The sequence below is a fragment of the Nocardia cyriacigeorgica genome (genome assembly GCF_029868385.1).
Classification (GTDB): Bacteria; Actinomycetota; Actinomycetes; order Mycobacteriales; family Mycobacteriaceae; genus Nocardia; species Nocardia cyriacigeorgica_F.
This window is the reverse complement of sequence record NZ_JARWNX010000049.1, coordinates 24,691-45,334: the sequence shown is the minus strand read 5'-3', so window position 1 is coordinate 45,334 and position 20,644 is coordinate 24,691. Positions and strand designations below refer to the sequence as shown.

General features: G+C 69.5%; 16 protein-coding genes. All 16 read left to right on the top strand.

The genetic code is table 11. The features are described 5' to 3' along the window. Positions 1-537 precede the first annotated feature (537 nt). Positions 538-969, top strand: a complete 432-nt coding sequence (gene mraZ, locus QH168_RS15390) for a division/cell wall cluster transcriptional repressor MraZ (RefSeq protein ID WP_036535307.1) — start codon at positions 538-540, stop codon at positions 967-969. A gap of 266 nt (positions 970-1,235) precedes the next feature. Continuing rightward, on the top strand, positions 1,236-2,210 hold the full coding sequence (gene rsmH / locus QH168_RS15385) for a 16S rRNA (cytosine(1402)-N(4))-methyltransferase RsmH (protein ID WP_280235337.1): 975 nt from the start codon (positions 1,236-1,238) through the stop codon (positions 2,208-2,210). Positions 2,211-2,490: 280 nt separating this feature from the next. Continuing rightward, positions 2,491-3,951 carry a hypothetical protein gene (locus QH168_RS15380; protein ID WP_280235330.1) on the top strand — a complete coding sequence of 487 codons (1,461 nt, stop codon included), beginning with the start codon at positions 2,491-2,493 and terminating at the stop codon, positions 3,949-3,951. Continuing rightward, positions 3,948-5,822 (top strand): peptidoglycan D,D-transpeptidase FtsI family protein, encoded by a 1,875-nt coding sequence (locus tag QH168_RS15375; protein ID WP_432421102.1) that lies wholly within the window; start codon positions 3,948-3,950, stop codon positions 5,820-5,822. Before QH168_RS15380 ends, QH168_RS15375 begins: the two co-directional genes overlap by 4 nt. A 167-nt stretch (positions 5,823-5,989) precedes the next feature. Then, on the top strand, positions 5,990-7,576 hold the full coding sequence (locus QH168_RS15370; protein ID WP_280235329.1) for a UDP-N-acetylmuramoyl-L-alanyl-D-glutamate--2,6-diaminopimelate ligase: 1,587 nt from the start codon (positions 5,990-5,992) through the stop codon (positions 7,574-7,576). Further along, positions 7,573-9,087, top strand: coding sequence for a UDP-N-acetylmuramoyl-tripeptide--D-alanyl-D-alanine ligase (locus tag QH168_RS15365; RefSeq protein ID WP_280235328.1), 1,515 nt, complete (start codon positions 7,573-7,575; stop codon positions 9,085-9,087). The genes QH168_RS15370 and QH168_RS15365 overlap by 4 nt, the downstream gene beginning before the upstream one ends. Then, positions 9,084-10,160: a phospho-N-acetylmuramoyl-pentapeptide-transferase gene (gene mraY, locus QH168_RS15360; protein ID WP_280235327.1), complete on the top strand. Its 1,077-nt coding sequence runs from the start codon at positions 9,084-9,086 to the stop codon at positions 10,158-10,160. Before QH168_RS15365 ends, mraY begins: the two co-directional genes overlap by 4 nt. Positions 10,161-10,209: 49 nt before the next feature. Beyond that, entirely contained in the window at positions 10,210-11,652 is a 1,443-nt protein-coding gene (gene murD / locus QH168_RS15355) for a UDP-N-acetylmuramoyl-L-alanine--D-glutamate ligase (protein ID WP_280235335.1), read from the top strand. Beyond that, complete coding sequence (ftsW, locus tag QH168_RS15350; RefSeq protein ID WP_280235326.1) at positions 11,649-13,094, top strand: putative lipid II flippase FtsW; 1,446 nt, start codon at positions 11,649-11,651, stop codon at positions 13,092-13,094. The genes murD and ftsW overlap by 4 nt, the downstream gene beginning before the upstream one ends. Before the next feature lie 32 nt (positions 13,095-13,126). Then, entirely contained in the window at positions 13,127-14,266 is a 1,140-nt protein-coding gene (gene murG / locus QH168_RS15345) for an undecaprenyldiphospho-muramoylpentapeptide beta-N-acetylglucosaminyltransferase (protein WP_280235334.1), read from the top strand. After that, the gene (gene murC, locus QH168_RS15340; RefSeq protein ID WP_280235325.1) at positions 14,263-15,765 is read left to right on the top strand and encodes a UDP-N-acetylmuramate--L-alanine ligase; all 1,503 of its coding nucleotides are present in this window, start codon (positions 14,263-14,265) and stop codon (positions 15,763-15,765) included. Before murG ends, murC begins: the two co-directional genes overlap by 4 nt. A 6-nt stretch (positions 15,766-15,771) precedes the next feature. Further along, positions 15,772-16,464: a cell division protein FtsQ/DivIB gene (locus QH168_RS15335; RefSeq protein ID WP_280235324.1), complete on the top strand. Its 693-nt coding sequence runs from the start codon at positions 15,772-15,774 to the stop codon at positions 16,462-16,464. A gap of 364 nt (positions 16,465-16,828) precedes the next feature. Continuing rightward, positions 16,829-18,073, top strand: a complete 1,245-nt coding sequence (ftsZ, locus tag QH168_RS15330; RefSeq protein ID WP_280235323.1) for a cell division protein FtsZ — start codon at positions 16,829-16,831, stop codon at positions 18,071-18,073. Positions 18,074-18,131: 58 nt separating this feature from the next. Continuing rightward, positions 18,132-18,869, top strand: a complete 738-nt coding sequence (gene pgeF / locus QH168_RS15325; RefSeq protein ID WP_280235322.1) for a peptidoglycan editing factor PgeF — start codon at positions 18,132-18,134, stop codon at positions 18,867-18,869. Between the two features lie 5 nt (positions 18,870-18,874). Then, positions 18,875-19,612, top strand: coding sequence for a YggS family pyridoxal phosphate-dependent enzyme (locus QH168_RS15320; protein ID WP_280235321.1), 738 nt, complete (start codon positions 18,875-18,877; stop codon positions 19,610-19,612). 254 nt (positions 19,613-19,866) lie between these two features. After that, positions 19,867-20,631, top strand: a complete 765-nt coding sequence (locus tag QH168_RS15315) for a cell division protein SepF (RefSeq protein ID WP_280235320.1) — start codon at positions 19,867-19,869, stop codon at positions 20,629-20,631. The last annotated feature ends 13 nt before the right edge of the window (positions 20,632-20,644 follow it).

Below are 20,644 nucleotides of genomic sequence, written 5' to 3'. Positions count from 1 at the left end.
GCCCGGGGGTTTCACCGTGCGTTTGTCACACCGTTTCCGAATACGGTTCCAACCGTTGTGGGCACCCCCCTCCCCCGGGTTTTCCACCACCGGCGGTGGGGCATCGTATCCCGGGGCCCCCACCGCCGTTCGTTCGTGCTGTCCATACCCCGTGCCGCCGCCGGCGTGTCGTGCCGACCGGTCGGCACGAGCCACACCGCGGCACTGAACCCCCACATCGCCCCACGGCGCTGCCCCACCTTCCCCCACCGGCCGGGCTCATGGGGTGCACCTGGGTGTTTGCTGGTTGTTGTCGGGCCCGGTCGCAGCTGACGCGCGCGGGAGGTCGGAGCACCCGAAAAGTTCTTCCACCCAGTGATAGCTGGGATGACCTGCGGAATCGCCGAAGCGGGGAGCCAGATCACCCCGCGTTTCGATTGAAAGTGGGGGAAAGTGGGGTAATGTGGAGCGCGCACTACAGGAGAGGCCGTAAGGCGCTCGGCCGGAGCGAGTTCCGGCCATGCGTGATCGAGGTGGTCCGGTAGGGAGGTGTCGAGATTGTTTCTCGGTACCTACACACCTCGATTGGACGACAAAGGGCGACTCACGTTGCCTGCGAAGTTTCGAGACGATCTGGCGGGAGGGTTGATGGTCACGAAGGGGCAGGACCACAGCCTTGCCGTGTATCCCAAAGAGGAGTTCACCGCGCTCGCGCGGCGAGCCGCGGCGGCGTCTCGAAGCAATCCGCAGGCACGGGCTTTCGTCCGGGCTCTCGCGGCGGGCACGGACGAACAACGTCCAGACGCCCAGGGCCGGATCGTGCTGTCGGCCGACCATCGTCGCTACGCGAACCTGTCACGGGATTGCGTGGTCATCGGTTCGGTCGACTTCCTCGAAATATGGGACAAGCAGGCGTGGGAGTCCTACCTCGCCGAACACGAGGAGGACTACGCACAAGCGAGAGACGAGTCGCTGGGCGGGATCTTCTAGCCCCGAACGAGTGCCACGCGGCCTCTGCCCGGACGCGGACCCTGACGTACTTCCCCGACGCCAGGTGCCGCTTCGGTCAGAGACCACGGGGCATTCGTCACCGACATCTGGTCCGAATCCCGCAGCATTCGCTGCCACCGCAATCCCCCGAGCAATCGCTCAGGACAGCACTACCCATCTACCCGCAGTGTGCGCCGAAAACACTGCGGAACAAGGCGACCCGATATCGGTGCGTGACGAAACGAGGCAAGATCCGGGAGGTCGAGGTGAACCGTGAACCACACGGCCCGCGCCATGTTCCCGTTCTGCTCGAGCGCGCCGACGAACTCCTCGGGCCCGCGCTCGGCGCCCCCGGCGCCGTCTACCTCGACGCCACGCTCGGATTGGGCGGTCACGCCGAACATTTCCTGCGCACCTACCCGGACATCCGCCTCGTCGGCCTCGACCGCGATACCGCCGCGCTCGAACTGGCGGGGGAGCGGTTGCGGCCCTTCGCCGACCGAATCACGCTGGTGCACACCCGATACGACGGCATCGCCGACGCGCTCACCGAAGCGGGTCTGCCCACGATCGGCTCGGTCAGCGCCATCCTGATGGACCTCGGCGTCTCGTCCATGCAACTCGACGAGACCGACCGCGGCTTCGCCTACTCGGTGGACGCCCCGCTGGACATGCGGATGGACCCGACCACCGGTCTCACCGCCGCCGATGTGCTCAACACCTACAGCCATGGCGATCTGGCCCGGATCCTGAAAACCTATGGGGAGGAACGCTTCGCGGGCCGCATCGCGAGCGAGATCGTGCGGCGCAGGCAGCAGCGGCCGTTCACCACCAGCGCGCAGCTGGTGGAACTGCTCTACGACGCCATTCCCGCCGCGACCAGACGCACCGGCGGCCATCCGGCCAAACGCACCTTCCAGGCGCTGCGGATCGAGGTCAACGGTGAACTGGAATCGCTGCGCGCGGCGCTGCCAGCCGCGCTGAACGCGCTGCGCGTCGGCGGGCGCATCGTCGTCATGTCCTATCAGTCGCTCGAGGACCGGGTCGTCAAACACGAACTGGCGCAACGCGCGGCCTCGCGCACACCCGTGGGCCTTCCGGTCGAGCTGCCGGGCATGGGACCGGAATTCCGGTTGCTCACCCGCGGCGCCGAACAGGCCACCGAACAGGAGATCGAGGACAACCCGCGCGCGGCCCCGGTACGGATGCGTGCGGCAGAACGGATTCAGGAGGTTGCATGAGCACGACGACTACGACGCTCGGGCAGCCTTCCACGGGGGCGGCCGAGCGCGGCAGTGGATCGGCATCCGGAGGCGTCGGCTCACCTGAGCGTCGACAGCGGCCGGGTCGGGTGCAGGAAAGCTTGCGCGCCGGATCGGAGCCCAAGGGCAATGGCTTGCGGCTGCACGGTGGGCGTTCGGATCAGGTGTGTGAGGGCGCCCGCGTGGCCGGTGCGGTGCCCACAGGCGGTGGCTCGCCTCATCACGGCGGGCGCCCCGGCCAGGTGAAGGAGGGTACAGCGTGAGCGTGCGGACACGAACCGTTGCCGAGCCCGGGCGGGTCGCCCGTCGGGTGCAGGCCGCCGAGCGGGTGAAATCGGGTGCGGCGCAGCGCGCTTATGCTCGCCGCAGGCTGCGCGCCGAGGGTGCCACCGGGCCCGAATCGGTTCTGCCGCGCGGCTCGATGATGGCCACCAGGATCCCGTTCGTGGCGGCGATCCTCGCCATGCTCGCCTGCGGACTCGCACTCACCCTGCTGCTCACCACCCGCGCCGCCGAGGACAGCTACCTGCTCAGCGACGCCAGGAAGATGAACCAGACCCTGGCCGATGAGCGGGCTGCCCTGCAACGGGAAGTGGAGGCCGCCGACTCGGCGCCCGAACTCGCCTCGCGCGCCAGGGAACTCGGCATGATCCCCGCCAAGGACCCCGCCCGCCTGGTGGTCGCCCCCGACGGCACCGTGGTCGTGATCGGCGACCCGAAGCCCGCCGAGGGCGCGCCCGTGCCACCGCTGAACCCGCCGCCCACCCGGGCATCGGACCGCCCGGGCACGCCGCAGAACCAGGGAGAGCGGGTCGTCCCGGTCACGGCCGCGCCGCGTCCCGCCGGACGCCCGGGTGGCGCCGAGATCAACGCCGCCCCGCCCGTCGGCGCGGGAACGACACCGGTGCCCGGCGCACCGAACCCGGTCTCGCCGAACGGCACCACACCGGCCCAAGGTGTCCCCGCTCCCGCCGCGGGTGTGGCCCCCGCTCCGGCTGGTGCACCTGCACCGGTCCCCGCCGACGGTGCACCCGCGCCTGCCGCGGCCCCGGCACCCGCGGCCCCGGCCCCCGCACCGGCGGCGGATGCTCCCGCACCTGGCCCCGCGCCCGCAGACCCGGCGGCACCAGGCTCTGTTCCCGCCGATCCGGCCGCGGGTCCCGCGCCCGCACCGGTTCCCGCGGTTCCGGTGGAAGGGGCCCAAGCACCGGCCGCAGCGGGCCCCGCCCCCGCTGCTCCCGGACCTGCCGCGGCACCGGTACCGGATGTTGCGGCACCGGCTCCTATCGCCGATCCGGCCGCGGTTCCGACTGCGGCGGTGCCAGCGGATGCGCCTGCTTCCGCTCCCGGACCCGAGGCGCCAGCACCGGTTCCGGCGGCAGTGGTGGAGGGGGCCTCGGCACCGGCTGGTGCCGAGGCCGGTGCGCCGACATCGGCCGCAGCTCCCGCCTCCGCTCCCGACTCGGCTCCGGCGCCGATGCCGGGTCAGGTCGCGGCCTCTGTGCCCGCGCCGGGCCAGATCGCGACCCCGGCCGGGGGCGAGCGGCAATCCGCGGTGGAGGTTCCGGTTCCCGCGACCGGGGCGGCTGGTTCGGACACGGCGCCCGCGCCGGTCGCGGCTGAATCCGCGCCTGCCGCACCGGCGCTCATCGACAACGCGCCCGGGCAGCCCGATGCGGCGCCGACGGTGCGGCCGACCTCGGGGGAGGCGGCACGATGAGGCGGCCCGGACCCGCGAAGCGTTCGCGTCGCGGGCCGGTGAGAAGACGCGGGGCGGCGGCGCAGCTGGACCGGCCGGTGCGGATGCGGTTGGGGGCGGGACGGATCGCGATGCTCGGCGCACTCGCCGTCGTCGCGATCCAATTGTTGTGGGTGCAGAGCATTTCCGCGCCGGGACTGTCGGCGCAGGCGGCGAGTCAACGCACCGCGCACTGGGTGGACGAGGCCATGCGCGGGCCGATCACCGACCGCAACGGTAAGGCGCTCGCCTTCACCGTCACCGCGAAGGAGCTGCACTTCCAGCCGATCAAGGTGCGCAAGGATCTGGCGGAGGCGAAGGCGAAGGACGACTCCGCACCCGATCCCGAACAGCGCCTGCGCGATATCGCCGCCACCATCCACGACAAGCTCCGCGACAAGGGCCCGAGCGAGAAGAAGCTGCTGGAACTGCTCAACAGCGATCAACAGTTCGTCTACCTGGCCCGCAACGTCGATCCGCGCATCGCCGCCGAGATCGTCGTCGAATTCAGCGAAGTGGGCGCCGACTCGCAGAATCCGCGGGAGTATCCGGGCGGATCGCTGGCGGCCAATGTCATCGGCGCCACCGGCTGGGACGGGCACGGCCAGATCGGGTTGGAATCGTCGATGGATTCGGTGCTCGCGGGCGCCGACGGCTCACACACCTACGACCGTGGCGCCGACGGCGCCGTGATCCCCGGCAGCTGGCGCGATCGCGTGCCCGCCGTGAACGGTTACGGCGTCGAGCTGACCCTCGATTCGGATCTCCAGTACTACGTCCAGCAGCAGGTGCAGCAGGCCAAGGATCTGTCCGGCGCGAAATCGGCGTCCGCGGTGGTCCTCGACGCCAAGACCGGCCAGGTGCTGGCGATGGCCAATGACGGCACCTTCAATCCGTCGCTGGAACCCGAACACTGGAAACCGGAGGAACTGGACAATCCGTCGGTGACCCACGCGTTCGAACCCGGTTCCGTGAACAAGATCGTCACCGCCGCCGCCGCCCTCGAATACGGGCTCACCGATCCGGACGAGGTGCATCAGGTTCCGGGCCGGATCCACATGTCGGGTGTCACCGTCGGTGATGCCTGGGAACACGGCGTCGCGCCCTACACCACCACCGGAATCTTCGGAAAGTCCTCCAACGTCGGCACATTGATGCTGGCCCAGCGCGTCGGGGAGGACCGGTTCGCCGATATGCTCACCCGGTTCGGCCTCGGCCAGCGCACCGGCGTCGGCCTGCCGGGCGAGAGCCCCGGCCTGCTGCCCGCCCGCGACCAGTGGTCGGGCGGTACGTTCGCGAACCTGCCGATCGGCCAGGGCCTTTCGATGACGACCCTGCAAATGACCGGTATGTACCAGGCCATCGCCAATGACGGCCTGCGTATCCCGCCGCGCATCCTGCGGGCCAAGATCGCACCGGACGGCACCAGGACCGAGGAACCGACACCGGAGGGCGTGCGGGTGGTGAGCCCGCAGACCGCGCAGACCCTGCGCACCATGTTCCAGGCGGTGGTACAACGCGACCCCATGGGCGTCCAGATGGGCACCGGGGTACCTGCCGCGATCGAGGGCTATCAGATCGCGGGCAAGACCGGCACCGCGCAGAAGGTGGATCCCGCCTGCAACTGCTATTCCACCTCGTCGTACTGGATCACCTTCGCCGGTATGGCCCCGGCCGACGACCCACGCTATGTCATCGGCATGATGCTCGACGCGCCGGTCCGCAGCGCTGACGGCACCGGCGGCCAGTCGGCCGCGCCACTGTTCCACAACATCGCCTCCTGGGCGTTGCAGCGCGACCGTATCCCACCCTCCATCGAGCCCACCAGGCGCTTCGTGCTCCAGGCCTCGTGAGCTCGTGCCACTACCGACAACCGTTGGACCAGCTGTGACCCACCGCAGGGTGGGTGGTATCGGCGCGGCGGACGCGAATCCGTGAACCGCGTTGCCCGCCCGGAAGCGGGCGTCGGTAACCTGACTCGTCGTCGGTGTACGCACCATAAATCGCAGAGAGGAACCTTGTGCCCGCGCAGTCCAGCCAGCACGCGCTACGACCGGCCGAGCCGAAGTCGACGCCGCTGCCCGACCTGCTGGATCTGACCGGCGCCGAGCCGCGCTCGGACCTGCCGTCGGGTGTGGTGATCACCGGTATCGAACAGCGTTCCGACGCCGTTGTCCCCGGTGATCTCTTCGCCGCCCTACCCGGTTCACGCGCGCATGGCGCACGGTTCGCCCGCGCCGCCGTCGACCGTGGTGCGGTGGCCGTGTTCACCGATGCGGCGGGCGCCGAACTCGCCGGTGATCTGGGTGTGCCGGTGCTCGTGCGGGAACAGCCGCGCGCGGTGCTCGGTGAGCTGTCGGCGGCGATCTACGGCCAGCCCTCGGATCGGCTGCGCATCGTCGGTATCACCGGCACCTCCGGTAAGACCACCACCTCCTATCTGGTGGAGGCGGGACTGGCCGCCGCCGGATTGTCCACCGCGCTGATCGGCACCATCGAGACCCGTATCGGCGGTCGCCGGGTGCCGAGCGCGCTCACCACGCCGGAGGCGCCGCAGCTGCACGCGATGTTCGCGCTGATGGTGGAACAGGGCGTGGATGCGGTGGTGATGGAGGTGTCGAGTCACGCGTTGGCCCTCGGCCGGGTCGACGGTGTGCGTTTCGCGGTGGGCGCGTTCACCAATCTGTCCCAGGACCATCTGGATTTCCACGCCGACTTCGAAGACTATTTCGCCGCCAAGCGCAGGCTGTTCGAACCGCAGTCGCCGGTGGCCGCGCGCACCCAGGTGATCTGCGTCGACGACGAATGGGGCAGGCGTTTGGCCGACGGACTGGCCGCGCCGGTCACCGTCGCCACGAACGGCCCGGCCGAATGGCACATCGCCGGTGCGGTGCGCACGCACGGCGGCGAGCAGGAGTTCACCGCTGCCGGTCCGCACGGCGAAACCGATGTGCGGCTGCGTCTTCCGGGCCGCTACAACGTCGCCAACGGACTGCTGGCGGTGGCGGTGTGCGCGGCAGCGGGCGTCGACCCCGCGGTCGCGGCGCCCGCACTGGCGACCGTCGACGTGCCGGGCCGCATGCAGCGGGTCGAACGCGGCCAGGACTTCCTCGCGCTGGTCGACTACGCGCACAAACCCGCGGCGGTGGAGTCGGTCATCGCCACCCTGCGGACCCATCTCACCGAATCCGCCGCGGGCGGCAGGCTCGCGGTGGTGGTGGGTGCGGGCGGCGACCGCGACGCCGGCAAACGCGCGTTGATGGGCGCCGCCGGTGCACGCGGCGCCGATCTGCTGATCATCACCGACGACAATCCGCGCACCGAGGACCCGGCGGCCATCCGTGCCGCCCTGCGCGCGGGCGCGGCCGAGGTGCCGGAATCCGAACGCGGTGAGGTCAGGGAGATCGGCGATCGGGCCGCGGCGATCGAGGCGGCGGTGGCGTGGGCCCGCGCGGGTGACGTGGTGCTGGTCGCGGGCAAGGGACACGAGGCAGGGCAGGAGATCCACGGGGTGAAATACCCGTTCGACGACCGCGAGGTGCTCGCGGCGGCGATACAGCAGCGAAGTCCGCTTGGTTCGGACGCGGAGGACTTGACGGTTTCATGATCGAGATGACACTGCGGGATATCGCGGACGTCGTCGGCGGCACGCTGCACGACGTCGCGGACCCGGAGGCGACGGTGACTGGTGCGGTCGAATTCGACTCGCGCCGTATCGGTTCCGGCGATATTTTCCTCGCGCTGCCCGGTGAACGCGCCGACGGTCACGATTATGCGGCCACGGCGGTCGAGGCCGGTGCAGTCGCGGTGCTCGCCGCGCGCCCGGTGGGTGTGCCCGCGATCGTGGTCGCGCCGAGCCCCGGCACCGTGCCCGCGAATTCGGCGGTGGTGGCCAATGATCCCGACGGTTCGGGTGCCGCGGTGCTCTCGGCGCTGGCGAAGCTGGCACGCGCGAGCGTCGAGGGACTGGTCCGCGCGGGTGGTCTGACCGTGGTCGGCGTGACCGGATCCTCCGGTAAGACCTCGACCAAGGACCTGCTGGCCGCGGTGCTCGCGCCGCTGGGCCCGGTGGTGGCGCCGCCCGGATCGTTCAACAACGAACTCGGGCATCCGTGGACGGCATTGCGCGCCGATGCCACAACGCGCTTCCTGGTGCTGGAGCTGTCGGCGCGCGGTCCGGGCCATATCGCCGCGCTCACCGAGGTCGCCCCGCCGAATATCGGTGTGGTGCTCAATGTCGGCACCGCCCACCTCGGCGAGTTCGGCAGCCGCGAGGCGATCGCGCAGACCAAGGGCGAGCTGGTCGAGGCGCTGCCGTCGGCCGGTCTCGCCGTCCTCAATGCCGACGATCAGCAGGTGGCCGCGATGGCCTCGCGCACCTCGGCACGGGTGGTGACGGTCGGGCAGTCCGAACGCGCCGATATCCGCGCCACCGACATCGTGCTCGACGACGAGGCCAAGGCCGGGTTCACCCTGCACACTCCGGTGGGCACCGCGCAGCTGCGGCTGTCGGTGCACGGCGAACATCAGGTCGGTAATGCGCTCTCGGCGGTGGCCGTCGCACTGGAATGCGGTGCGGATCTCGACACCATCGTGGCGGCGCTGTCGGATGCGCGGGCGGCCTCGGCCCGCCGGATGGACGTGCGGACCACCGCCGACGGCGTGACCGTCGTCAACGACTCCTACAACGCCAACCCGGATTCGGTGCGGGCCGCGCTCAAGGCGCTGGTCACCATGTCCAAGGCTGGTGACAAGCCGCGGCGCAGCTGGGCGGTGCTCGGTGAGATGGCCGAACTCGGTGCGGAGTCGGTGATCGAACACGATGCGATCGGACGGCTGGCGGTTCGCCTGGATGTGGACCGGCTCATCGTGATCGGCACCGGACGGCCCTCCCGGGCGATGCACCAGGGCGCGGTGATGGAAGGCTCATGGGGCGAGGAATCGGTCCTCGTTCCCGATATCGGCGCGGCGATCGCGCTGCTCGACGATGCGGTCGAGCCGGGTGATGTGGTGCTGGTCAAGGCGTCGCAATCGGTCGGCCTGTGGGCCGTCGCCGAGCATTTGACCGGCGATACTCGGCCGGATGGACGCAGGGGTAGCGCGGAGGCAGTGCGATGAGACAGATTCTGTTCGCGGCGGGTATCGCGCTGGCGGTGTCGATCCTATTGACGCCCTTGCTGATCAAGATGTTCGCCAAACAGGGCTTCGGCCAGGAGATCCGGGTCGACGGCCCGGCCAGCCATCAGGCCAAGCGCGGTACGCCGACCATGGGTGGCGTCGCCATCATCATCGGTATGTGGGCCGGGTATCTGGGTTCGCATCTGATCGGTATCGGATACGACGCCGAGGGTCCGTCGGCGTCGGCGCTGCTGGTCCTCGGGCTGACGACCGCACTCGGCGCCGTCGGCTTCGTCGACGACTTCATCAAGCTCCGCAAAGGGCGCAATCTCGGTCTGACGGCCGCGGGCAAGTACATCGGTCAGCTCACCGCCGCCGTGGTGTTCGGTGTGCTGGCCTTGCAGTTCCGCGGCGAGAGTGGGCTCACCCCGGCCAGCCGCCATCTGTCCTATGTTCGCGATATCACCACGGTGTCGATGGGCGTGATCGTCTTCCTCGCCTTCGTCTGCCTGCTGGTGGTGGCCTGGTCGAACGCGGTGAACCTCACCGACGGCCTCGACGGCCTTGCCGCCGGATCGATGAGCCTGGTGCTGGGCGGGTACGTGATCATCACGTTCTGGCAGTACTACCACGCATGCGAGACCAAGCCGGAGGCCGGCTGCTACAACGTGCGTGACCCGCTGGATCTGGCTCTGGTGTGCGCCGCGGGCGCAGCCGCGTGCATGGGTTTCCTGTGGTGGAACGCGGCGCCGGCGAAGATCTTCATGGGCGATACCGGATCGCTGGCCCTCGGTGGTCTGCTGGCCGGTCTGTCCATCACGACCCGCACCGAACTGCTGATGGTGGTCATCGGCGCGCTGTTCGTCGCCGAGGCGGCGTCGGTGGTGTTGCAGGTCGCGGTGTTCCGCACCACGCGCAACCGTTTGTTCAAGATGGCGCCGTTCCATCATCACTTCGAGCTGAGCAAATGGGCCGAGACGACGGTGATCATCCGGTTCTGGCTGCTGGCCGCGATGGCATCCGCGGTCGGACTCGGCCTGTTCTACAGCGAATATCTTTCCGCGGTCGGGTGAGCTGATAATGGTCGAACATTCTCCGCGGGCACTGCGCTCGCCGGGTCCCATGCTCGAATTCCTGCGTGGCCGTGAGGTGCTCGTGGCCGGTTGGGGGGTGTCCGGGCGTTCGCTGATCGAGCCGCTCCAGGACATCGGCGCCAAACCGGTCGTCACCGACGGCGGCGCGAAGGCGCTGGCCGAGGCCGCCGAACTCGGACTCGAGGTCGCCACCTGCGCCGAACTCGAACACACCGACTGGAGCCGGTTCGCGCTGGTGATCACCAGCCCCGGCTGGCGACCCGACTCGCCGGTCCTGGTCTCGGCGGTATCGGAGGGCATTCCGGTCTGGGGCGATGTGGAGTTCGCCTGGTGGGTCGATCAGGCCCGCATCTACGGCGAGGTCCGTAAATGGCTGGTGGTGACCGGCACCAACGGCAAGACCACCACCACCTCGATGGTGCATTCGATCCTGCGCGCCGCGGGCATCGCCAGCGTGGCCTGCGGCAATATCGGGCTGCCGATCCTGGACGCGTTGCGCCGCAATCCGGGTCCGCAGGTGCTCGCGGTGGAACTGTCGTCGTTCCAATTGCATTGGGCGCCGTCGGTGCGGCCGGAGGCCGGTGTGGTGCTCAATGTCGCCGAGGATCATCTCGACTGGCACGGCGGCCTCGACGCCTACGCCGCCGCCAAATCGCGGGCGCTGGTCGGCCGGGTCGGCGTGGTCGGCCTGGACGATCCGGTGGCGGCCTCGTTGGCCCGTAAGTCCAAGGCCAGGCGCACGGTCGGTTTCCGGATCGGTGTACCCGCCGACGGTGAGCTGGGCGTCGTCGACGGCAAACTGCTCGACCGCGCGTTCACCAAGGCCGCGATCCTCGCCGAGACCAAGGAGATCAGCCCGCCGGGCCCGGCCGGTGTCGCCGACGCCCTCGCCGCGGCCGCGCTGACCAGGGCCATCGATGTGGCGCCGCAGTTCGTGCGTGAGGGTCTGGTCGAGCACAAGGTCGGCCCGCATCGGGCCGCGTTCGTCCGTGAACTCGGCGGTGTCGAGTTCATCGACGACTCCAAGGCGACCAACCCGCATGCCGCACGTTCCTCGATCCTGGCGCATCCGCAGGTGGTGTGGGTGGCGGGCGGTCAGCTCAAAGGCGCGAGTGTCGAGGACCTCATCGAAGAGGTCGCCGACCGGCTCGTCGCCGCGGTGCTGATCGGTACCGACGCCGAAGTCATCGCGGCCGCGTTGGCGCGACACGCGCCCGAAGTCCCCGTGGTCGAGCTGGCCTCGGGAGACTATGCAGGCATGGGTGACGATGATTCGGGCAGAGCCGGTGCCGATGAGGTGATGGCACGGGCGGTGCGCGCGGCGGCCGGATTGGCCACCAGCGGTGACACCGTGCTGCTCGCACCTGCCGCGGCCTCATTGGACATGTTCGCCGATTACACCCATCGTGGCCGTAGCTTCGCCGCCGCGGTGCACGCCCTGGAGGACGGGGACATCGGGCGGCGGCTGTGACCCCGGCGCGGGCTCCGCGGCCGGGCACCCGGTTCGGCGCGTGGCTGGCGCGCCCGCTGGCCTCGTTCCATCTGATCGTCACCATCGCCACCCTGCTCACCGTGCTCGGGCTGGTGATGGTGCTGTCCGCGTCGAGCGTGGAGGCCTACGCCGACGGTGGTTCGGCGTATTCGCTGTTCGTGCAGCAGGCGGTCTACGCCGCGCTGGGCGCGGTGCTGTTCTATCTGGCATTGCGGATACCGCTGCGGCGGATGCGGCAGTTGTCGTTCCCGCTGTTCGCGCTGTCGGTGGTCGGACTGGTGCTGGTGCTGATCCCCGGTATCGGTTCGGAGGTCAACGGCGCGCGACGCTGGATCGATCTCGGGCCGTTCTCGGTGCAGCCGTCGGAGATCGTCAAGGTGACGCTGGTGGTGTGGGGTGCGCATCTGCTGGCCTCACGCCGCTCCGAGCATGCCTCGCTCAAGGACATCCTGGTGCCGCTGGTGCCGGCGGGTCTGGTGGTGTGCCTGCTGATCGTGTTGCAGCCCAATCTGTCCACCACCATCGCCGTCGGCATCGTGCTGGCCGCGCTGCTGTGGTTCGGTGGGCTGCCGGTGCGACTGTTCGTGACGATCGCGATCTCTGGCGTGATCGCGGCCGGTGTGCTCGCGCTGTCGGCGGGTTATCGCTCCGACCGCATGCGCGCCTTCTTCAATCCGGGCGACGATCCGCAGGGCATCAACTATCAGGCCATGCAGGCGAAGTTCTCCCTCGCCGACGGCGGTATCTGGGGCCGCGGCCTCGGCCAGAGCCGGGCCAAATGGAACTATCTGCCCAACTCGCACAACGACTTCATCTTCGCCATCATCGGCGAGGAACTCGGATTCCTCGGCTGCGCGCTGGTGCTCGGGCTGTTCGCACTGTTCGTCTACACCGGACTGCGCATCGCCGCCCGCTCCGCCGATCCGTTCCTGCGGCTGCTGACCGCCACGGCGACCACCTGGATCACCGGACAGGCCCTGATCAATATCGGCTACGTTGTCGGACTGCTCCCGGTGACCGGCCTCCAGCTGCCGCTGGTGTCGGCGGGCGGTTCGTCACTGGCGATCACCCTGCTGATGTTCGGCATCATCGCCAATGCCGCCCGGCACGAACCCGAGGCCGTGGCGGCCTTGCACGCGGGCCAGGACGGCCGATTCAGTAGATTGCTACGACTACCCAAACCCGAGGTGTACGCACCGGCCAAGGCCGAGGCGGCCCGCGCCAGATCGGCGGCTCGGGGCAAACCCGGGCAGCGCGGTGGCCAGCCGCCCGCGCGCAGACCACGCTCGGGTGGGCAGCGCGGCGCCGAACCGCGCCGCCGCGCGGCACAGAGCCGTGGCACCAGCTCGGCGCGCGCGACCCGCGCCTGGGAACCGAACTATCCGGTCACACACGCGAGAGAACGAGGAAGATCCAGGTGAGTGCAAGCCAGTCCGCGAACGAGAACTCCGCGGTGAGCGGGGCGAACAGCACAGCGGGCGCGACGGGATCAGCACTCTCGGTGATCGTGGCTGGCGGTGGCACCGCAGGACATATCGAACCGGCCATGGCCGTCGCGGACGCCCTGCGCCGCCTCGACCCCTCGATCCGGGTGACCGCGCTCGGCACCGCACGCGGGCTGGAGACCACGCTGGTGCCCGATCGCGGCTATCCGCTGGAACTCATCCCGCCCGTACCGCTGCCGCGTAAGCCCAGCGCCGATCTGCTGCGGCTGCCGGGCCGGGTGCGTGCCTCGGTGGCCGCGGCGCGCGCCGTCATCGACGCCGTCGACGCCGATGTGATCATCGGGTTCGGCGGCTACGTGTCCCTTCCGGCCTACCTGGCCGCCGGCCGCGGCGCATTGCGGCGCAGGCGGGCGGTGCCGGTGCTGGTGCACGAGGCCAACGCCAAGGCCGGGATCGCGAACAAGGTCGGCGCGCGGGTGGCCGCGAAGGTCTTGGCCGCCGTCCCGGATTCCGGGCTGGCGGGCGCCGAGGTCATCGGCATCCCGGTGCGCTCGGCCATCACCTCACTCGACCGCGCCGCACTGCGCGCACAGGCCCGCGAACACTTCGGCCTACCCGCCGAGGGCCCGGTACTGCTGGTATTCGGCGGTTCCCAGGGCGCGCGCACCCTCAACGACGCGGTATCGGGCGCGGCGAAGGAACTGGCCGACGCCGGTATCTCGGTGCTGCACGCGCACGGGCCGAAGAACACCCTCGACCTGCCGCCGGGCACACCATCGGCGCCCTATGTGGCGGTGCCGTATCTTTCCCGGATGGATCTGGCCTACGCCGCCGCCGACGCGGTGGTCTGCCGCTCCGGCGCGATGACGGTCGCCGAGGTGTCCGCGGTCGGACTGCCCGCGGTGTACGTACCGCTGCCCCACGGCAACGGTGAGCAGGAGCTCAACGCCCGGCCCGTCGTCGCCGCCGGTGGTGGCACAATTGTGGCCGACTCCGAGCTGACGCCGACCTATCTGATCGATGAGGTGATTCCCCTGCTCATGGACCCCGCACGGCTGACCGGGATGGGCCGCGCCGCCGCAGGCGCCGGACACCGTGACGCCGCCGACGAGGTTGCCCGCATCGCCGTCCGGGTGGCGGGCCGATGACCGGGGATCCGAGCATGGAGGCGCGTTCGACGTTGCCGCCCTCGCTGGAGCGGGTGCACATGGTCGGAATCGGCGGGGCCGGTATGTCCGGGATCGCCCGGATCCTGCTCTCGCGCGGCGGCGCGGTATCGGGATCGGATGCCAAGGAGAGCCGTGGTGTGCTGGCGCTGCGCGCCCGCGGCGCCCAGGTGCGCATCGGCCACGACGCCAGCGCGTTGGATCTGCTGCCCGGCGGCCCGACCGTCGTCGTCACCACCTATGCGGCCATCCCCAAGACCAACCCCGAACTGGTCGAAGCGAATCGGCGCGATATCCCGGTACTGCTGCGCCCCGCCGTGCTCGCCTCGCTGATGAGCGGGCATCGCACGCTGCTGGTGTCGGGCACCCACGGTAAGACCTCCACCACATCGATGCTGATCGTGGCATTGCAGCACTGCGGTGTCGATCCGTCCTTCGCGGTCGGCGGCGAACTCAACGAGGCGGGCACCAACGCCCATCACGGCAGCGGGGACATCTTCGTCGCCGAGGCCGACGAAAGCGATGGTTCGCTGCTGCAATACGACCCCGACGTCGCCGTGGTCACCAATATCGAATCCGACCATCTCGACTACTTCGGCTCCGATGAGGCCTACATCCAGGTCTTCGACGATTTCGCCGACCGCCTCGCCCCCGGCGGGCTGCTGGTGGTGTGTCTGGACGATCCGGGTTCGCTGGCGCTGGCCGGACGCATCGGCGATCGGCTGGCCGACAAGGGGGTCCGGGTACTCGGCTACGGCTCCGGCGCTCTCGATGACGCGCCGGTACCGGTCGGCGTGCGTCTGCACAGCTGGGAGCCCCGCGACGTCGGTGGACTCGCGCAGTTCCAGCTCGAGGGCGAGACCGCGCCGCGCACTCTGCGGCTGTCGGTGCCGGGTAGGCATATGGCGCTCAACGCCCTGGCGGCGCTGCTGGCGGCTCGCGCCGCTGGCGCCGATGTGGACGAGATCATCCAGGGCCTGGAGGGATTCGGCGGTGTGCATCGCCGGTTCCAGTTCGTCGGCCGGGAGAACGGCGTCCGAGTCTTCGACGACTACGCCCACCATCCGACCGAGGTGCGCGCGGTGCTCGGCGCGGCGGCCGCCCTGGTCGAACAGGAAGCCGCCGATGGCGCGCGATCGCGGCGCGGCCGGGTGATCGTGGTGTTCCAGCCGCATCTGTACAGCCGCACGGCCACGTTCGCTGGTGAGTTCGGCGCCGCCCTCGGCCTGGCCGACGAGGTGGTGGTGCTCGATGTCTACGGCGCCCGCGAGGAGCCGCTGCCCGGCGTCAACGGTGCGCTGGTCGCCCAATCGGTCACCAAACCGGTGCACTACCAACCCGATATGTCCAGGGTGGGGCGGCAGGTCGCCGGTCTGGCGCTGCCCGGTGATGTGGTCATCACCATGGGCGCGGGCGATGTGACCATGCTCGGCACCCAGATCCTCGACGGACTACGCGCGCGTCCGCAGTTCGGGCGGTGAGCACGGGTGCGATCCGTAGCCGAGCTGTTCGGTGCGCGTGGCTGGCGCCGGATCCGGTTGTGGGGCTTGCCCGTGGTGTGCCTGCTGGTGACGTTGTTCGTGGCGGCATGGTTCACGCCGCTGCTGTCGGTGCGGACCGTGCAGGTCGACGGTCTGTCGGCGGTGCCCGAGGATCGGGTGCGGGAGTTACTCGAGATTCCGGACGGTCGGTCGATGCTGCGCATCGATACCGCAGCGATGGCCGCACGGGTGGCGGGCATCCCGAAGGTGCGCTCGGTGCGGGTACAGCGCTCGTTCCCGTCGACGGTGTCGGTGACGGTCACCGAACGAACGCCGGTGCTGTTCTTCACCAGCGAGCAGGGCGCCCATCTGCTCGATGCCGAGGGCGTCGAGTACGCGATCGAGCCGCCGCCCATCGGCGTACCGGAATTGAAGGCCGAACATCCCGGCGGCGCCGACCCGGCCACCCGGGCCGCGGTCGCCGTGATCTCGGTGCTGCCACCGGTGCTGAGTTCGCAGGTGGGCGAGGTTGCGGTGCGGTCGATTTCGGATATCGCGCTGCGCCTGCGCGATGGTCGCACGGTACTGTGGGGCGGGGCGGACGACGTCGAACGCAAGGTGGCGGTGGTACAGCCGCTGCTCACCCGTCCCGGAACGGTGTTCGACGTGTCGAGCCCGAATCTGGTGACGGTAAAGTGATCGATCTACCTCGAACTCGGCGCGATAGCGCTTGTGTCCGGCGAGTTTTCGGTGGACATCCGGGAGGTCTCCCCGCAACGGGATTCCCGCCGGGGGGCAACCGACTACGATACGACGTCCAGCGCGTCGGCACGAGCGGGATCACACAAGATTCTGATTCTCGTCTCGGCGCGCCTGCGCGCGGATCGCGTCGGCTGCGAATAGCGTTCGGCACCAGTCGGATACTTGACATAACGCCAACCCTATGGTTGAGGTTTAGGGTTTGCTCGAATCGCGGACCGCTGGGAGACACGGCCCGGCCGCTGCGGATCGGTGCCGAGCATCCGAAAACGACAGGCTTTGGATCTAAGGAAGGCGAGAGCCCATGACGCCCCCGCACAACTACCTTGCCGTGATCAAGGTCGTCGGTATCGGCGGCGGCGGCGTGAACGCCGTCAACCGGATGATCGAACAGGGACTCAAGGGAGTCGAGTTCATCGCGGTCAACACCGACGCCCAGGCGCTGCTGATGAGTGATGCCGACGTCAAGCTCGACGTCGGCCGCGAACTCACCCGCGGCCTCGGCGCCGGAGCCGATCCCGAGGTCGGCCGCAAAGCCGCCGAGGATCACAAGGATGAGATCGAAGAGGTGCTCAAGGGCGCCGACATGGTCTTCGTCACCGCGGGTGAGGGCGGCGGCACCGGCACCGGTGGCGCCCCCGTGGTCGCCAGCATCGCGCGCAAGCTCGGTGCGCTGACCATCGGTGTGGTCACCCGCCCGTTCTCCTTCGAGGGCAAACGGCGCGGTAATCAGGCCGAGGTCGGCATCAATATGCTGCGCGAATCCTGCGACACCCTGATCGTCATCCCGAACGACCGGCTGCTCCAGCTCGGCGACGCGGCGGTGAGCCTGATGGACGCCTTCCGCTCCGCCGACGAGGTGCTGCTCAACGGTGTTCAGGGCATCACCGATCTGATCACCACCCCCGGTCTGATCAACGTCGACTTCGCCGACGTCAAGAGCGTCATGTCCGGTGCGGGCAGCGCGCTCATGGGTATCGGTTCCTCGCGCGGTGAGGGCAGATCGGTGAAGGCGGCCGAAGCGGCGATCAACTCGCCGCTGCTGGAAGCATCGATGGATGGTGCGCACGGTGTGCTGCTGTCGATCGCGGGCGGATCGGATCTCGGTCTGTTCGAGATCAACGAGGCGGCCTCGCTGGTGCAGGAAGCCGCCCATATCGAGGCCAACATCATCTTCGGTACCGTCATCGACGATTCGCTCGGCGACGAGGTGCGCGTCACCGTCATCGCGGCGGGCTTCGACGGCGGCGGACCGGCCAGACGCACCTTCGACGCGGCGACCACCCGTGGCACCATCGGCGCGGGCCGGGCCGGTGAGATCGGTCAGAGTCGGGGTAGCGAGTCGAGCGCGCGGCCGGTCGAGAGCACCTCGACCGCGTCCACCGGAAGCGTCAGCCGGGGACCGGCGCCCAGCTACCGCGATGTCGAACGGCCGCGTCCGGCGGCCGATCCGATCGCCACCCACGGCACCCGCTCGCACACCCCGCCGCCCGACACCGGCGACGATGACGACGACGATGTGGACGTGCCCTCGTTCATGCGGCGCTGATCACCCGCGGGGACTGCGCTGACCAGGGCATGAGGTCGGGCCGACTACGCTCGTCGGCATGACATCGGTATCGGTTCGCACAGTCCGGCGGGTGGTGACGACGCGGGCCGGAGGCTTCTCCGCCGCGCCCTACGATTCGTTCAATCTCGGCGACCACGTCGGTGACGATCCGGACGCCGTGCGCCGCAATCGGGAACGGCTGGCCGAGACCATCGGACTGCCGCCGCAGCGGCTGGTCTGGATGGAACAGATCCACGGCCGTACCGTCGAGATCGTCGACGGGCCGCGCGCCGAACCGGTACCGGCCACCGACGCACTGGTCACCACGGTTACCGGACTCGCACTGGTGGTGGTCACCGCCGACTGTGTGCCGATCCTGCTCTCCGACGACGAGGCCGGCGTGATCGCCGCCGTCCACGCCGGACGCATCGGCGCCCGGATCGGCATCGTGCCACGCGTCCTCGACGCCATGGTGTCGGTCGGCGCCCGCATCGACCGCATCGGCGCCTTCCTCGGACCCGCCGCGAGCGGACGCCAGTACGAGGTGCCCGCCGAGATGCGTGCCGATGTGGAACGGCATCTGCCCGGCAGCGCAACCACCACCGAACGCGGCACCCCGGGACTCGACCTGCGGGCCGGGCTGCGTCGTCAGCTCACCACCGCGGGCGTCGGCGCCGTCGCTGTCGACCCGCGCTGCACGATCGAAGACAAGGCATTGTTCAGCCACCGCCGAGGCGCGCCGACCGGCCGACTCGGCGGGGCGATCTGGATGGAGGAAGGGGAACCGCGCGCGTGAGCCCGATGAGCACTGCTCAGACCCTCGATCGCCGCACCACCGAACTGGCCACCAATCTGGCCGGACTGCTCGACCGCATCGACCTCGCCTGCGCGGCGGCCGGTCGCGATCCGGCGCGAGTCCGCCTGCTGCCGGTGACCAAATTCTTTCCCGCCGCGGACGTGCGGATTCTTCATAGCCTCGGCCGCCGCGAGTTCGGTGAATCACGGGAACAGGAAGCCGCGGCGAAGGTGTCCGAACTCACGTCGTACCCGGATGTGCGCTGGCACATGATCGGTCGGCTCCAACGCAACAAGGCCAAATCGGTGGCCCGCTGGGCGCATGCGGTGCACTCGGTGGACAGCGAACGACTGGCAACGGCCCTTGACGCCGGGGCGGCCGCCGCACTGGACGCGGGTGAGCGCGACAGTGCGCTGGAGGTCCTCATCCAGGTGAGCCTGGACGAAGACCCGGCGCGCGGCGGGGTTGCGCCGGATGCCGTTGCGGCACTTGCCGATCGGATCGCCGAGGCGCCCGCGCTGCGGCTGTCCGGGCTGATGGCGGTGCCGCCGCTCGAGGTCGAACCGGCCGCGGCCTTCGCCCGCCTGGCAGCCATACACGCCGAGCTGACCGAGGCTCACCCCGGCGCGTCGGAATTGTCCGCCGGAATGTCGGGAGATCTGGAATCGGCGATCGCACACGGATCCACGTGTGTGCGTGTCGGTACCGCCCTCATGGGCGCTCGACCGATAACCTCGGCGTAGCAAAGAAACCTCATCAGTCACATTCGACACATATGCTGGGACCGACGAGGGGCTGCGCAAGACTTCAACACCCGGTGGGTCACCGGGGCCGAAGGAAGGTCGACCAGGATGAGCGAGCGAAGTGAGCGAGCGATACACACCGCCACCATCGTGGTCACGGCGGAGTCGGGTGTCGGCAAGGGGGAGGACATGAGCGAGCGTGGGACCAAGGCCGTTGTGGCCATGCCCGGGGCGAGCGTTAGCGAGGTGGAAGCATGAGTACTCTGCACAAGTTCAAGGCCTATTTCGGCATGGTTCCGCTCGAGGATTACGAAGACGACTACGTCGACGATCGTGGCCCTCGCCCCATGGACGAGCGCGGTCCGCGCCGCCCCCGTGACTACTCCGACCGCCCCGGTTACGGCGGCGACCGTTACGCCGACGACCGGTACGACGACGCGGAGTTCGAGGAACCGGCCTACAAGTCGCCGTACCAGGCCGGCTACCCCGCCGCGCGTCGCGACGACTACACGCCCGACAGCTACGGCGAGGATCGCTACGAGGCGCCGCGTCGCCCCACGCGCATCGACGCCGCGGGTGCCGGTCGCTTCCGTGCAGGCGGCAGCGCGCCGATGATGCGTGGCGCCACCCGTGGCGCGCTCGCCGTCGACCCCGAGGCCGAGGAACGGCGACTGGAAGAGCGGATGCGTCCCGAGCCGGTCGCTGCCCGCCGTCCTGCGATCTTCGAGGACGGAGGTCCCTTGTCCAAGATCACGACGCTGCGCCCGCGTGACTACAGTGAGGCCCGGATCATCGGCGAGCGGTTCCGCGAGGGCAACCCGGTGATCATGGACCTGGTCGATCTGAGCAATGCCGATGCGAAACGGCTGGTCGACTTCGCCGCCGGGCTGGCATTCGCGCTGCGTGGCTCGTTCGACAAGGTGGCGACCAAGGTGTTCCTGCTCTCACCTGCCGATGTCGACGTATCGGCCGAGGAGCGTCGTCGGATCGCCGAAACAGGCTTCTACAACCAGAAATAGGACGATGAACCGG

Coding starts and splice junctions, on each gene's coding strand:
- ftsZ (WP_280235323.1), top strand. CDS start 16,829: ATGACGCCCCCGCACAACTACCTTGCCGTGATCAAGGTCGTCGGTATC.
- QH168_RS15315 (WP_280235320.1), top strand. CDS start 19,867: ATGAGTACTCTGCACAAGTTCAAGGCCTATTTCGGCATGGTTCCGCTC.
- mraY (WP_280235327.1), top strand. CDS start 9,084: ATGAGACAGATTCTGTTCGCGGCGGGTATCGCGCTGGCGGTGTCGATC.
- QH168_RS15320 (WP_280235321.1), top strand. CDS start 18,875: ATGAGCACTGCTCAGACCCTCGATCGCCGCACCACCGAACTGGCCACC.
- pgeF (WP_280235322.1), top strand. CDS start 18,132: ATGACATCGGTATCGGTTCGCACAGTCCGGCGGGTGGTGACGACGCGG.
- QH168_RS15365 (WP_280235328.1), top strand. CDS start 7,573: ATGATCGAGATGACACTGCGGGATATCGCGGACGTCGTCGGCGGCACG.
- murC (WP_280235325.1), top strand. CDS start 14,263: ATGACCGGGGATCCGAGCATGGAGGCGCGTTCGACGTTGCCGCCCTCG.
- QH168_RS15375 (WP_432421102.1), top strand. CDS start 3,948: ATGAGGCGGCCCGGACCCGCGAAGCGTTCGCGTCGCGGGCCGGTGAGA.
- murD (WP_280235335.1), top strand. CDS start 10,210: ATGCTCGAATTCCTGCGTGGCCGTGAGGTGCTCGTGGCCGGTTGGGGG.